This window comes from Mycobacterium sp. E2327 (genome assembly GCF_001672675.1).
GTDB lineage: Bacteria > Actinomycetota > Actinomycetes > Mycobacteriales > Mycobacteriaceae > Mycobacterium.
The window spans coordinates 12,769-26,828 of record NZ_LZKE01000105.1; the positions used below are offsets into that span (position 1 = coordinate 12,769).

14 protein-coding genes are annotated in these 14,060 nt (G+C 69.1%); 2 read left to right on the forward strand and 12 right to left on the reverse strand.

All coding sequences use genetic code 11. From position 1 onward, the window contains the following. Positions 1–4: 4 nt before the first annotated feature. The 8 genes from A5712_RS11525 to A5712_RS11560 form a co-directional block, all read right to left on the reverse strand. A complete protein-coding gene (locus A5712_RS11525) occupies positions 5–835 on the reverse strand; it encodes an SHOCT domain-containing protein (RefSeq protein ID WP_068104573.1) in 831 nt (276 codons plus the stop codon). Positions 836–920: 85 nt separating this feature from the next. Further along, entirely contained in the window at positions 921–1,721 is an 801-nt protein-coding gene (locus tag A5712_RS32470) for a PE family protein (protein WP_068104576.1), read from the reverse strand. Between the two features lie 133 nt (positions 1,722–1,854). Next, positions 1,855–3,429 (reverse strand): PE family protein, encoded by a 1,575-nt coding sequence (locus A5712_RS32340; RefSeq protein ID WP_068104578.1) that lies wholly within the window; start codon positions 3,427–3,429, stop codon positions 1,855–1,857. Positions 3,430–3,586: 157 nt separating this feature from the next. Next, a complete protein-coding gene (gene tuf / locus A5712_RS11540) occupies positions 3,587–4,777 on the reverse strand; it encodes an elongation factor Tu (protein WP_066934798.1) in 1,191 nt (396 codons plus the stop codon). Positions 4,778–4,932: 155 nt separating this feature from the next. Next, entirely contained in the window at positions 4,933–7,038 is a 2,106-nt protein-coding gene (fusA, locus tag A5712_RS11545; RefSeq protein WP_068104580.1) for an elongation factor G, read from the reverse strand. 70 nt (positions 7,039–7,108) lie between these two features. Then, positions 7,109–7,579 carry a 30S ribosomal protein S7 gene (gene rpsG, locus A5712_RS11550; protein ID WP_067012878.1) on the reverse strand — a complete coding sequence of 157 codons (471 nt, stop codon included), beginning with the start codon at positions 7,577–7,579 and terminating at the stop codon, positions 7,109–7,111. Beyond that, entirely contained in the window at positions 7,579–7,953 is a 375-nt protein-coding gene (rpsL, locus tag A5712_RS11555; RefSeq protein WP_003879423.1) for a 30S ribosomal protein S12, read from the reverse strand. Before rpsL ends, rpsG begins: the two co-directional genes overlap by 1 nt. Before the next feature lie 364 nt (positions 7,954–8,317). Further along, positions 8,318–8,971, reverse strand: coding sequence for a TetR/AcrR family transcriptional regulator (locus A5712_RS11560; RefSeq protein ID WP_068104583.1), 654 nt, complete (start codon positions 8,969–8,971; stop codon positions 8,318–8,320). Between the two features lie 114 nt (positions 8,972–9,085). On the opposite strand from A5712_RS11560, the gene A5712_RS11565 reads away from it, so the two are divergent. Both A5712_RS11565 and A5712_RS11570 read left to right on the forward strand, forming a co-directional pair. After that, positions 9,086–9,454 carry a DUF3060 domain-containing protein gene (locus tag A5712_RS11565; protein WP_068104585.1) on the forward strand — a complete coding sequence of 123 codons (369 nt, stop codon included), beginning with the start codon at positions 9,086–9,088 and terminating at the stop codon, positions 9,452–9,454. A gap of 34 nt (positions 9,455–9,488) precedes the next feature. Continuing rightward, a complete protein-coding gene (locus A5712_RS11570) occupies positions 9,489–9,971 on the forward strand; it encodes a DUF3060 domain-containing protein (protein ID WP_068104588.1) in 483 nt (160 codons plus the stop codon). Between the two features lie 10 nt (positions 9,972–9,981). On the opposite strand, the gene A5712_RS11575 is transcribed toward A5712_RS11570, so the two are convergent. From A5712_RS11575 to A5712_RS11590, 4 genes are read right to left on the reverse strand one after another with little or no spacing between them, the layout of a single operon-like run. After that, positions 9,982–10,749, reverse strand: a complete 768-nt coding sequence (locus A5712_RS11575) for a crotonase/enoyl-CoA hydratase family protein (RefSeq protein ID WP_068104590.1) — start codon at positions 10,747–10,749, stop codon at positions 9,982–9,984. Then, positions 10,746–11,468, reverse strand: coding sequence for a PaaX family transcriptional regulator C-terminal domain-containing protein (locus A5712_RS11580; protein WP_068104592.1), 723 nt, complete (start codon positions 11,466–11,468; stop codon positions 10,746–10,748). The genes A5712_RS11575 and A5712_RS11580 overlap by 4 nt, the downstream gene beginning before the upstream one ends. A 3-nt stretch (positions 11,469–11,471) precedes the next feature. Next, complete coding sequence (locus A5712_RS11585) at positions 11,472–12,410, reverse strand: crotonase/enoyl-CoA hydratase family protein (RefSeq protein ID WP_068104595.1); 939 nt, start codon at positions 12,408–12,410, stop codon at positions 11,472–11,474. An 8-nt stretch (positions 12,411–12,418) separates the two neighbouring features. Further along, on the reverse strand, positions 12,419–14,047 hold the full coding sequence (locus A5712_RS11590) for an acyl-CoA dehydrogenase family protein (protein ID WP_068104600.1): 1,629 nt from the start codon (positions 14,045–14,047) through the stop codon (positions 12,419–12,421). Positions 14,048–14,060 lie beyond the last annotated feature (13 nt).

A 14,060-nucleotide genomic window follows, 5' to 3' on the forward strand; every position in this document is an offset into this window, starting at 1 on the left:
GAGTTCAGATTTCCGAGATGATCTGGGCCCGCCGGCTGTTGTACTCCTGGTCGGTCAGCGCGCCGCTGGCGCGCAGCGTCTCCAGCTCTTGGAGCCGCTGGGCGATCGACGGTTGCGCGGGCGTCCCGGCCGGCGCCGGACCGCCGGCCGCCGCGGGCTGCGGTGCCGGCGCCTGTTGTGCGGCCGCGCGGCGCACCACGGCCTGGATCTGCTGGCGCACCACCGGATTCGACCGGAGGTCGCCCGCCTGGTTCAGCGGGATGTTGTTGGCCTTCAGGATCTGCAGGATCTCCATCAGCGGGCCGGCCTGCCCGCTGAGGTCGTAGGTCCGGTTGTCTTCGGTCAGGGTGAACTGCGCGGGCACCAGCCCGTTGACCAAAGCGCTTCGCTCCCAGTCGATGCGGTATTCCTGGGTGGTGGGGTTGACCAGCACCACCACCTTGCGGGCGTTGAGGTTGCCGAGCCGGGTGAGGTGGGCGATGACCCGGTCCTCGCTGTCGAACGGCAGGAACCCGGGCCCGGAGATGTGCAGGTGCACCTTCACCACCTGCTGATTGTTGATCCACGTCCCGGTCTCGGTGAGCCCGGTGATCTGGGCGAGCGCCAGCACGCCGCTCTGCTCGAGCTCCGCGTTCTTGGCGGACGACTTCGCCCCGAAGTTGGCCAGCGCGATCGCGATCACCACGTCGGCGACGGTGATCAGCAGGCCGACGTAGAGCATCCACTGCAGCAGGTCGCCGAACCCCATGGTGAAGTAGACGACCAAAAAGATCGGCCCGACCAGGCCGCCGCACAGCAAAACGATCAGCTGTGCTTTCAGGTAGCGCGCCAACACGTGTCTCTCCTCGCCTCGCTGGGAAGTCCGTGTCAGATTAACGCCGTCGCCTGCGGGGCGCTCGCAAAGCGCGATCGAGCGCCGGTCACTCCTCGGCGGGTTCGGACGCCCCGGCCGGCGCGGGAGAGTACGCCGGTGTGCCGGGTCGGGCGGCCGCCGCGGGGGCGGCGGCTCCCGGCGTCGGCAGGCCCGCCAGGGGGGTGACCGCCGGGGCGGACGCCACCGGGGTCTCGCCGATGCCGAGGTCTTCGGCGGCGGCGGTCTCGACGGCACCGCCGGACTCGGCCAACGCGCCGCTGCCACCGGCCGCGGGAGCGGCGCCGAAGTTCTGGCCGGCGACCAGGCTGCCCGTGAGGCCGGCCCCGCCGGGGCTGAAGGTTCCGCCGGCTCCGGCGGCCGCCGCGGCGGGGTCGGCGCCGACGCTGCTGATCAGCTGGCCGGCCGCGCCACTACCGCCGGCACCGAACGCGCCGGGTCCGACACCGGCGGCGGCCGCCGGGGACCCGCCGGCGCCGGTGGCGGCCTGGATGGCCACCCCCGCCGCCTGGGCGGGCGCACTGAGCGCGCTCGTCGCCCCTTGCTCGAGGGTCTGCAGCGGCGACGCGTTGGTGGCCTCGGCGAGCGCATATTGCGCCCCGCCGCTGCTCATGAGGTCGACGAACTGCTGGTGGAACAGCGCCGCCTGGGCGCTGAGCGCCTGATAGACCTCCGCATGGGCGCCGAACAACGCGGCTATGCTCGCCGACACCTCGTCGGCGCCGGCGGCCAGGACCCCCGACGTGGGGCCTGACGCGGCGACGTTGGCGGAGCTGATGGTCGAACCGATGTTCGCCAGGTCGGATGCCGCCGCGGCCAGGTATTCGGGCGTCGCGAAGACGAACGACATCCGAACCTCCAGGGCAGGCCGCTCAATAAGGGCAATCGCCGGTCGTTAGACACGGACGCAATAGGCTGAATCTATAGTAACTCGCGCGACCCGCCTCCAGTTTCGGCAATCGAGGGAGCCGGATGCGCGGGATTTACGGCAGTACGGCGCCGGTCGGACCGTGCGCACCTAACAGCTTGCCGCCGGCGCCCCCGAAGCCGGCCGTCCCGGTGAATTGGGTGCCGTTGCCGCCCGCGCCGCCGTTGCCGATGTAGCCGGCGTTGCCGCCGTCTCCGCCGTTGCCGTCGAGGCCGGTCCCGGACCCGCCGTCGCCGCCGCTACCGATGACTCCGCCGCCACCACCGTTGCCGCCCACGCCATGGGCGCCGGTGGCCGCGCCGGCGGCACCGCCGTTGCCGATCAGAAAGCCACCGTTGCCGCCATATCCGCCGGAACCGAACGTGCCCGTGGCCACGCCGCCGTGGCCCCCGTTGCCGAAGATCCAGGCATTGCCGCCGTTGCCGCCGAATCCCGTCCCGGACGATCCGCCTTGGCCGCCGGTGCCGAACAGCAGCCCGCCGTTCCCGCCGTAACCGCCCAGCCCGTCGAGCCCGCCGCCGCCACCCAGGTAGGCGCCGGCCGCCCCGCCTGCGCCGCCATCGCCGAACAGCCCGGCGTAACCACCGAAGCCACCGAAGCCGCCGTCGAGTTGGTTCGCCACGTTCAATCCCTGGCTGATGCCGCCGTTTCCGCCGGCCCCGCCGACTCCGTACAACAGCCCACCGAAGCCGCCCTGCCCGCCGTCGCCGCCGGACCCGCCGTTGGCCCCGCCGAATTGCCCCGGGTTACCCGTGTTGTTCAGCCCGCCGTTTCCGCCGTTCCCGCCGTGCCCGCCGGCGCCAATCAGCCCCGCGATCCCACCGAGGCCGCCGTCGCCGCCGTCACCGCCGCCCGCCTGATGCGTCGCGTCGAAGAATCCGCTGCCGCCGCGCCCGGCATCTCCGCCGGCCCCGGCGACGCCGCCGAACAACCCCGCACGGCCCCCGTTGCCGCCGTTGCCGCCGTCACCGCCATGCTGCCCCAAGGCCTGTCCGTTTCCACCGACCCCGCCGGGCGCGCCGGCGCCCCCGTTGCCGTACAGCCACCCGCCGTGCCCCCCGGCTCCGCCATTTGTGCCGGCAGCATTGCCGAAAAGCTGCGCGAAGCCGGCGCCACCGGCCCCGCCATTGCCGATCAGCCCGGCCGGGCCGCCGTTACCGCCGTTCATTCCGGGGACGGTGCCGGCGCCGCCGTCACCGCCGTTGCCGAGGATCCACCCACCGGGCCCGCCGTTCTGGCCCGGGGCGCCGTTGGCGCCGTCACCGATGAGCGGGCGATTCGTCAGCGCCTCGCTTGGGGCGTTGATGATGTCCAGCACATCCTGCTCCAGCGTCTGCAGGGGCGAGGCGTTGGCCGCCTCCGCAAGGGCGTATTGCGTCGCGCCGCCCGTCATCAGCTGCACGAACTGCTGATGGAAGAACGCCGCTTGGGCGCTGATGGCCTGATAGGCCTGGGCGTGCGCGCCGAAGAGGGCGGCGATTTCCGCCGAGACCGCGTCGGCACCGGCCGCCAGCACCTGCGACGTCGGCGCCCAGGCGGTGGCGTTGGCCGCGCCGATCGTCGAGCCGATGTTCGCCAGATCTTTCGCCGCCGCCGCAACGTACTCGGGCGCCGCAACCACGAACGACACTTTCAACCTCCACGAACGGCGACTGCGGTCACAATCGACCGGTTATTCGACACGGACACAACAGACGCCGATGGTAACGCGATCCGAGGCGTTGCCGTGACCCGAATGCACGAAACCCGGACTCCCACATGGGAGCCCGGGCTTCGCTGAGCGAGATTTACTTGATGATCTTGACGACCCGGCCGGCGCCGACGGTGCGGCCGCCCTCGCGGATCGCGAACCGCAGGCCCTCGTCCATGGCGACGGGCTGGATCAGCTTCACCGAGATGTTGGTGTTGTCACCGGGCATCACCATCTCGGTGCCCTCCGGCAGCGTCACCACACCGGTCACGTCGGTGGTGCGGAAGTAGAACTGCGGACGGTAGTTGTTGAAGAACGGCGTGTGCCGGCCGCCCTCGTCCTTGGACAGGATGTAGACCTGGCCCTCGAACTCGGTGTGCGGCGTCGTGGTGCCGGGCTTGGTCACGACCTGGCCGCGCTCGACGTCCTCACGCTTGATGCCACGCAGCAGCAGCCCGACGTTGTCGCCGGCCTGGCCCTGGTCGAGCAGCTTGCGGAACATCTCCACACCGGTGACGGTCGTCTTGGTGCTGGTCGGGCGGATGCCGACGATCTCGACTTCCTCGTTCACGTTGATGACGCCGCGCTCCACACGACCGGTGACCACGGTGCCACGGCCGGTGATGGTGAAGACGTCCTCGACGGGCATCAGGAACGGCTTGTCGGTCTCGCGGACCGGGTCCGGAATCGACTCGTCGACCGCGTCCATGAGCTCCTCGACGGACGAAACCCACTTCGCGTCACCCTCGAGCGCCTTGAGCGCGGAAACCCGCACGACGGGGGCGTCCTCGTCGAACTCCTGGGCGGCCAGCAGTTCGCGGACCTCCAGCTCGACGAGCTCGAGCAGCTCCTCGTCGTCGACGGCGTCGGCCTTGTTCAGCGCGACCAGGATGTAGGGCACGCCGACCTGACGGGCGAGCAGCACGTGCTCACGCGTCTGCGGCATCGGGCCGTCGGTCGCGGCGACCACCAGGATCGCGCCGTCCATCTGGGCGGCGCCGGTGATCATGTTCTTGATGTAGTCGGCGTGGCCCGGGGCGTCGACGTGCGCGTAGTGGCGCTTGTCGGTCTGGTACTCGACGTGCGCGATGTTGATGGTGATACCGCGCTGACGCTCCTCGGGGGCGTTGTCGATCTGGTCGAACGCCTTCGACTCGTTCAGGTCCGGGTACTTGTCGTGCAGGACCTTGGTGATAGCCGCGGTCAGGGTCGTCTTGCCGTGGTCAACGTGACCAATGGTCCCGATGTTGACGTGGGGCTTGGTCCGCTGGAACTTCGCCTTCGCCACTGTTATGTCCTCCGACTTGTTGGTGCTTTGTTAAGCAGTGTTGATTTTCTGGGTTTCGGCCGCGGTGTTAACCGGGCCAGCTTACTCGTGCGCGCTAAAGCTGATTGCTCGGCTCCTCACTCGTGAGCTTCGCTCACTCGCCGTCGCCTTCGAACTCACTGGCCCGTCGCCTTCGCGATGATCTCCTTCGACACGTTCGCCGGAACCTCGGCGTACGAGTCGAACACCATGGAGTAGTTCGCCCGGCCTTGAGTCTTGGACCGCAGATCGCCGACGTAGCCGAACATCTCCGACAGCGGCACGTGCGCCTTCACGACGCGCGCACCCGCCCGCTCCTCCATGGCCTGGATCTGGCCACGGCGGGAGTTCAGGTCGCCGATCACGTCGCCCATGTAGTCCTCGGGCGTGGTGACCTCGACGGCCATGATCGGTTCCAGAATCACCGGCTGCGCTTGCGCGGCAGCCTTTTTCAGCACCTGCGAGCCGGCGATCTTGAACGCCATTTCCGACGAGTCGACCTCGTGGAAGGCGCCGTCAAGCAGGGTGACCTTGAGGTTCACCAGCGGGTAGCCGGCCAGCACGCCGTACTGCATGGCGTCCTGCGCGCCGGCGTCCACCGACGGGATGTACTCGCGCGGGATGCGCCCACCGGTGACCTTGTTCTCGAACTCGTAGGTGGCGCCGTCTTCGCCGTGGAACGGCTCGAGGTTGATCAGCACCTTCGCGAACTGGCCCGAGCCACCGGTCTGCTTCTTGTGGGTGTACTCGACCTTCTCCGCCACGCGGCGGATGGTCTCCTTGTACGCCACCTGCGGCTTGCCGACGTTGGCCTCGACCTTGAACTCGCGGCGCATGCGGTCCACGAGGATGTCCAGGTGCAGCTCGCCCATGCCGCCGATCACGGTCTGGCCGGTCTCGACGTCCTGATGCACCTTGAAGGTCGGGTCCTCCTCGGCGAGCTTCTGGATCGACAGGGAGAGCTTCTCCTGGTCGCTCTTGGTCTTGGGCTCGATGGCCACCTCGATCACCGGGTCGGGGAAGGTCATCGACTCCAGCACGATCTGGTGGTTCGGGTCGCTCAGGGTGTCGCCGGTGGTGGTGTCCTTCAGCCCGATCACGGCATAGATGTGGCCGGCCGAGGCCGTCTCCACCGGGTTCTCCTTGTTGGAGTGCATCTGGAACAGCTTGCCCAGCCGCTCCTTCTTGCCCTTGGTGGCGTTGATGACCTGGCTGCCGGAATCGACCTTGCCCGAGTAGACCCGGACGTAGGTCAGCTTGCCGAAGAACGGGTGCGTGGCGACCTTGAACGCCAGCGCCGAGAAGGGCTCGTCGGTCGACGGGTTGCGCACGACCTCCTCGTCCTCGTTGCCCGGCGCGTGCCCGACGGCCGGCGGCACGTCCAGGGGCGAGGGCAGGTAGTCGATCACGGCGTCGAGCATGGGCTGCACGCCCTTGTTCTTGAACGCGCTGCCGCACAGCACCAGGTAGGCCTCGGAGCTGATCGTCAGCTTGCGCAGCGCGGCCTTGATCTCCGCGACCGACAGCTCCTCGCCGCCGAGGTACTTCTCCAGCAGCGCCTCGTCGGTCTCGGCGACCGCCTCGAGCAGCTTGGTGCGGTACTCGTCGGCCTTCTCCGCCAGCTCGGCCGGGATGTCGATGGTGTCGTAGGTCTCGCCGAGCTTGGTCTCGCCGCGCCACACCTTGGCCTTCATCTCGACCAGGTCGACGACGCCCTCGAAGTCACCCTCCGAGCCGACGGGCAGCTGGATCGGGATGACGTTGGCGCCGAGGCGCTCCTCCATGGTGCGCACGGAGAAGTAGAAGTCGGCGCCGATCTTGTCCATCTTGTTGACGAAGCAGATGCGGGGGACGTCGTACTTGTCGGCCTGCCGCCAGACCTGCTCGGACTGCGGCTCGACGCCCTCCTTGCCGTCGAAGACGGCGACGGCGCCGTCGAGCACGCGCAGGCTGCGCTCGACCTCGACGGTGAAATCGACGTGGCCGGGCGTGTCGATGATGTTGATCTGGTTGCCGTTCCAGAAGCAGGTGGTGGCCGCGGAGGTGATGGTGATCCCCCGCTCCTGCTCCTGCTCCATCCAGTCCATGGTGGCGGCGCCGTCGTGCACCTCACCGATCTTGTAGCTGATGCCGGTGTAGTAGAGGATGCGCTCGGTCGTCGTCGTCTTGCCGGCGTCGATGTGCGCCATGATGCCGATGTTGCGGACCTTGGTGAGGTCGGTCAGCACGTCCTTCTGTGCCACAGAAGTCTTCCCACTCTTTCGATTGCTTGGTTGCTGTCTTTCTGGCCTCCCGCATCATCGCGGGCGGCGATCACCAGCGATAGTGCGCGAAGGCGCGGTTGGCCTCGGCCATCTTGTGGGTGTCCTCACGCCGCTTGACGGAGGCCCCGAGGCCGTTGCTGGCATCCAGGAGTTCGTTTGCCAGCCGCTCGATCATGGTCTTCTCCCGGCGTTGCCGCGAGAAGCTGACAAGCCAGCGCAGCGCCAGCGTGGTGGACCGGTCGGGACGCACCTCGACGGGCACCTGGTAGGTCGCACCACCGACGCGGCGGCTGCGCACCTCCAGGGCGGGCTTGACGTTGTCGAGAGCGCGCTTGAGCGTGATCACGGGGTCGGTGCCTGTCTTTTCCCGCGCTTGCTCGAGCGCTCCATAAACAATGCGCTCGGCGAGCGATTTCTTCCCCTTGAGCAGAACTTTGTTGACCAGCTGGGTGACCAGCTGCGACCCGTAGACCGGGTCGTTGACCAGCGGACGCTTGGGCGCGGGCCCCTTGCGCGGCATCAGCTCTTCTCCTTCTTGGCGCCGTAGCGGCTACGAGCCTGCTTGCGGTTCTTGACGCCCTGGGTGTCGAGCGAACCGCGGATTATCTTGTACCGAACACCGGGCAGGTCCTTAACCCGGCCACCACGCACCAGCACCATGGAGTGCTCCTGCAGGTTGTGCCCCTCGCCGGGGATGTACGCCGTGACCTCGACCTGACTCGTCAGCTTGACACGCGCGACCTTCCGAAGCGCCGAGTTCGGCTTCTTCGGGGTGGTGGTGTACACGCGGGTGCATACGCCACGGCGCTGCGGGCTGCCCTTCAGAGCCGCGGTCTTGACCTTTCCGATCTTGTCCCGACGACCCTTGCGGACCAGCTGCTGAATGGTTGGCATCTAGGAGGCTTTCTGTGTCGAAGTTTGCGTTCTGGCTCAGCTATTAAGTCTGTGTACTGCAGTTTTGCCCCGCCTCGGACTAACTCGTGTACCCCGCGGCCGGGTGTGTCGCAAGCGCTCAGCACGGAGTTTCGATCCGATGCGTCGTGGACATGCGAATTAGCCCGGCATCCGCTTCCTTACGTCAGGCGCCGTAAGCCGCCAGGCACGAGCTACCACGATACCCGCCGCCGGTCTCGCAGGTCAAAGCGGCCGTGGCGATCGCAAGCGCGGCGGAGCCGGGCGCCGCGGGTCGCCACCATCGGGGCCGTGGCGATCGCAAGCGCGGCGAAGCCGGGCGCCGCGGGTCGCCGCCGTCGGGGGCTCAGTCCGGTGCGGCCCGCTGGTGCGCGGAGCGCCTTTCCAGCCCCTCCAAACCACGAGCCAGCCGCAACACCATGTCGGAGAACAGGGCGTCGGTGTCGATGTCGTCCATGACGCCGGTCATTTCCAGCAACACGAAGCCGTGCATCGCGGACCAGAACTCCAGCGCGGCGTGGAACGCCTCGACGCCGTCCAGACCGTAGGACGCCAGCACGGCGATCACCGGCGCGGCCGCGCCCCTGGTGGCGGCCGCGTACTCGGGGTCGTCGCCGCCCAACGGCATCCGGGTGAAGGCCGAGTACCGACCGGGGTGGTGATGGGCGTAGCTGCGGTAGGCGGCGGCCATGACGAGCACCGCGTCGTCGCGGGCGCGCCCCTCCCCGACCCGGTTCAGCATCGTGATGATGTCGTCGATGACCCGGATCCGCACCGCCCGGCGCAGGTCCTCCAGGCTGTCCACGTGGTTGTACAGCGACGGCCCCTTGGTGCCCAGCTGGGTGGCCAGCGCGTTGATGGTCAGCGAGTCCCAGCCCTCCCGGTCCAGGAAGGTCAGCGCGCCGTCGACGATGCCGTCGCGGCTCAGTTTGGCCGGGCGGGACCCCGACTTCCCGGCGCGCTGGCGCCCAGCCGCCGACGGCGGTTCCGGAGCTGCCATGCGATCGCCCTTCGATTGATCCCGGGTGGGTTAACTAATGACTCTAGTTGACGGCGGCCGGGAAACTCGTAGGCTCATTCGAGCGGATTCACCCGTGTTAAGAGGGGGCGTGCAGTGAACTGGACAACCGTCGCCGGGCCGCTGGTCACCTGCGCCATCATCGTCGTCGCCGTCCCCGCGCCGGCCGCGGACGCCAAGAACGGCGACACGCACGTCACCGGGCAGGGCGTCGACCAGACGCTGGACTGCAACGACGCCACCCTGATCGTCAACGGCACCGGGAACACCGTCAACGCCAAGGGAAACTGCTGGGCCGTCACGGTGATGGGGTCGGGCAACACCGTCATCGCGGACTCGGTCACCCACGACATCACCGTGTACGGATACGACGAGACCGTCTTCTACCACGGCGGCTCGCCGATCCTGTGGGATCGCGGACGCGAACTGGGCATGACCAACCGGCTCCAGCAGGTGCCGGGCTGAGGCACGGCACCTTCAACTCCGGAATCGAGGATCCATGCGTGACCACATCACCGACCGCTCGGCCAGGCTGGCCGCGCTGGCTCTCGCGCCGGCCGCCGCGGCCTTAGTGCTGGCGGGCTGCAGCTCGACGGCCAATCCGCCCGGCGGCACCACGGCGACCACGACGAAGAGCACCGCCACCACGACGAGCGGCGCCGCGGCGCCGACGAGCTCGGGTGGGGCGAGCACGACCGCCTCTGTCGAGATCGGGAACTCGTTGAACTACGGGTCGATGGGGACCACGGCCACGCTTGATTGCGCGAACGGCAAGTCGCTCAACGTCGGTGGCTCTAACAACACGCTGACCGTCACCGGCACCTGTGTGACGGTGACCATCGGCGGTGCCAACAACAAGATCACGATCGATAAGGTCGACACGCGCATCAGCGTGGTGGGGCTGAACAACACCGTCACCTACAAGGACGGCGAGCCGAAGGTCGACAACCTCGGCTCGGGCAACACGATCAGCAAGGGCTAGGGCTGGCAGGCTAATTCGCTGCCGCCCCGTGGCGCCCGGCCCCCGCGGCGAACCTCCCGGCCCCTTCCGCCGCCTCCGCGGCGACGCGCGCGATGCTGGCGAATTCGAAATCGATCGCCTCCGACTCCGGCCTGCCCCACTGCGCCAGCGCCGAGAGCCGATCCGAGCGCAGGCACTGCTGCGGCAGGGCCGAGAGCTCTGCCGCCAGTTCTTCGGCCGCTTGGCGCGCTTGGCCTTTGGGCACGACGCGGTTGGCCAGCCCCATGGCCAGCGCCTCGTCGGCCTGGACGGCGCGGCCGGTGAGGATCATGTCCATGGCGCGGCTCTGCCCGATGAGCCGGGGCAGCCGCACGGTGCCGCCGTCGATCAGCGGGACTCCCCAGCGGCGGCAGAACACGCCGAACACGGCGTCCTCCTCGGCGACCCGCAGGTCGCACCACAGGGCCAGCTCCAGGCCGCCGGCGACCGCGTAGCCGCTCACCGCGGCGATCACGGGCTTGGACAGCACCATCCGCGTCGGCCCCATCGGCCCGGGGCCGGTGCGGTGCACGGCGTTGGCGTCGGGCGTGCCGAAGGACTTCAAATCGGCTCCGGCGCAAAAGGTTCCGCCGTCGCCCCACAGCACGGCCACCGATGCGGCGTCATCGCGGTCGAACTCGTCGAACGCCGCGAACAGCGCGGCCGCGGTGGGGCCGTTGACGGCGTTGCGCGCCGCCGGCCGATCGAGGATGACCGTGGTCACCGGACCGTTTCGCTCGATACGCACCGGGTCGCTCATTTTGCCTCCGCTAGTCGGGGTAGGTTGCGTCGCTGCGCCAGCTCGGTGGCGAAGTCGTGGTAAGCGTCGCGCAGCCGGTCGCCGGGCCAACCGGCGGGCAGCAGTTCGGCCGGCAACATCGGATCGGTGAGCAGGTGGCGCACGATCGCCGCGGCCGCCAGGAACCGGCCCGGAATGTCCGTCGCGGTCGCCATCTCACCGAGCAACCGATGGCCGGTTTCGGCCCACCCGGGCAGGTCCCACAGCTCGCCGGCCAGTTCGGCGGGTGCGTCGTCGCGGGCCCGGAGCGTCCGCACCCGGGCCGCGACATCCGGGTCCAGCTCCGAGGCCAGGTTGTCGGGCCGCATCCAGACGCCTTCGCGGAGTTCGCCGAAGCGGTTGTCGTGCATGGCAGTTCGCAACGCCGCCCGGGTGCGGGCGTCGCCGCCCACGCTGGTCACGATCAGCACCAGCCATTCCCCGCGCCACGGCCGGGTCTGGGGGCGCATGGCATCGTCCTGCCGGCGCTGGCGCGCCAGCAATCGATCCGAGAGCCGGTAGCCGTCGGCGGATCGGATCAGGTCGCCTGCGCCGACCATCCGGGTGAGCGCCACCCGAAGCGCGGTCTCCTTGATGCCGAAATCGGCAGTGAGACCGATTAATTCGCCGGCCGTGGCGCACGCGGGGTGGGCGCCGAGCAGCACGCTGAGCACCACCGAGCGGGCCGTCATGTCCGGCATGGCTTACACCTGTGACGCTTTCCGGCCGTGGTCGCCGAAAGGCTCGTCGCGATGCCGGACGGCCTCCCGGAAGCCGTGCTCGACGGCATCGGCCACGAAGGCGTGCCCCTCGGGGGTGTGCCGCGCGACGCCGTCGAACACCGTGCTGACCATCCTGCTGGTGGCCACTCCCTGTTGCAGCAGAGCAGAATTGAGCGCGAGCTTGACCATGATCAACTGGTTGACCGGCACGGCGGCGATCCTTTCGACCAGCCGCTCGGTCCGCTCGTCGAGGTCCTCGGGGGCCGGGGCCTCCACCGCCAGGCCCCACTCGGCGGCCTGCGCGCCGGTGATGCAATCGCCGGTGAGCAGCAGGCGTTTCGCGCGCTGGTCGCCGAGCCGGTGGGCCCACAGGCCGGCCGCCGGGACGCCCCACACCCGGGTCGGCGGGTAACCGATCTTGGCGTCGGCGGCGGCGATCACCTGGTCGGCGTGCAGCGCGATGTCGGTGCCGCCGGCCACGCAGTACCCGTGAATCTTGACCACCGTCGGCTTGTCGGCGTGCATCAGGCTGGAGAACCCGCGCACGAAGCGGCTCATCATCTGGTAGTCGATCATCGGGTCCCACGGCTGATTCGGCAGGTGGTTGACGGCCTGGGTCTTGCCGTCCAGCACGGTGCCCTGATAAGCGCCGGTCCCCCCGGCCGACCCGGTGCGATCGGCGTAGGCGGACAGGTCGAAGCCCGCGCAGAAGCCCTCGCCGCGCCCCGACACGAGGATGACGTGCACGCTCGGGTCGAGGTCGGCGCGCTCCACCAACGCCGAGAGCTCGAGCGGGGTGTCCGCGACGATCGCGTTGCCCTTTTCCGGCCGGTTGAAGGTGATGCGCGCAACCCGATCGGTGACCTCGTAGGTCATCGTCTTCAGGTTGTCGAAGTCGACCGGCCTGATCGCGTGAGTCACGTTGGGGCTCAGCCCTTTACGAGAGCACGCTCGAGAATCGGTGCGAGGTCGAGGCCCGTGGGCATCGTGCCGAACGCGCCGCCCCACCGGCCGTCGAGCCGGGTGGCCAGGAACGCCTCGGCGACGGCGGGGTGGCCGTGGCGCACCAGCAGCGAGCCCTGCAGCGCCAGGCAGATGTCCTCGGCGACCTTGCGGGCGCGGTAGGCGATGTTGTCCAGGTCGGCCAGGTGCTGCCGCAGCCTTTCGACGTGGCCGTCCAGCCGGCGATCCTGGCCCGCGGTTTTGCCCAGCTCGCCGAACAGCACCTCGACGCACTCGGGGCGAGTTGCCATGGCGCGCAACGTATCCAGCGCACTGACGTTGCCCGAGCCCTCCCAGATGCCCATCAACGGCGCCTCGCGGAACAGTCGCGGCATGCCGGAGTCCTCGACGTAGCCGTTGCCGCCCAGGCATTCCAGCGCCTCGGCGGCGTGCGGGGTGGCGCGCTTGCACACCCAGTACTTGCTGGCGGCCAGGCCGATGCGGCGCAGCAGGGCCTCGGTCGCATCGCCCCGGATCGCGTTGTCGGTGGCGCCGGCCATCCGCATCGCGACGATCGTGGCGGCCTCGGCCTCGACGGCCAGGTCGGCCAGGACGTTGCGCATCAGCGGCTGGTCGATCAGGTAGGCGCCGAACGCCTTTCGGTGCTGGGCGTGGTGGATGGCGCGGGTCAGGCCGGTGCGCATGCTGGTGGCAGAGCCGAGCGTGCAGTCCAGCCGGGTGAGGTTGACCATCTCGATGATGGTGGGGACGCCGCGGCCCTCCTCACCCACCAGCCACGCCACGGCGCCGTCGTACTCCACCTCGCTGGATGCGTTGGCATGGTTGCCGAGCTTGTCCTTGAGCCGCTGCAGGAACATGCGGTTGCGGGTGCCGTCGGGGAGGATCCGCGGCAGCAGGAAGCAGGACAGGCCGCCCGGCGCCTGCGCCAGCACCAGGAAGATGTCGCACATGGGCGCCGAGGTGAACCACTTGTGGCCGGTCAGGCTGTAGCTGCCGTCACCGTTCGGAGTCGCCTGGGTGGTGCCCGCGCGCACGTCGGAGCCGCCCTGCTTCTCGGTCATCGACATGCCCGCGGTGATGCCGGCCTTCGTGGTGGCCAGTTTCAGCTCGGGGTCGTACTCGCGACTGGTCAGCAACGGCTCGTACACGGCCGCCAGTTCGGGGTTGTAGCGCAGGGCCGGGACGACGGCGTACGTCATCGAGACGGGGCAGGTGTGTCCGGGCTCGACGTTCCAGACCGACATCTTGGCGGCCCGCACCACGTGCGCGCCCGGGCGCGCGTCCGCCCACGGCGCCGCGTGGATGCCGTGGCCGATCGCCGCGCGCATCAGCTCGTGATAGGCCGGGTCGTACTCGATCTCGTCGATGCGGTGCCCGTACTGATCGTGGGTGTGCAGCGCCGGCCGATTGCGGTCGGCGAGCTCGCCCCACCGCTGCGCCTCGCGGCTGCCGGCGAGCGCCCCGAGCTCGTGCACCTCTTCGGCACCCCACTGCCCGCCCTCGCGGATCAAGGCCTCGACGAGAACGGCGGACGTGGCCGGGTTGTAGTTCTCCAGGCGCGGAACCTGGTTGGTCACGACATGGGTATCAGGCATGCAATCATGTTAC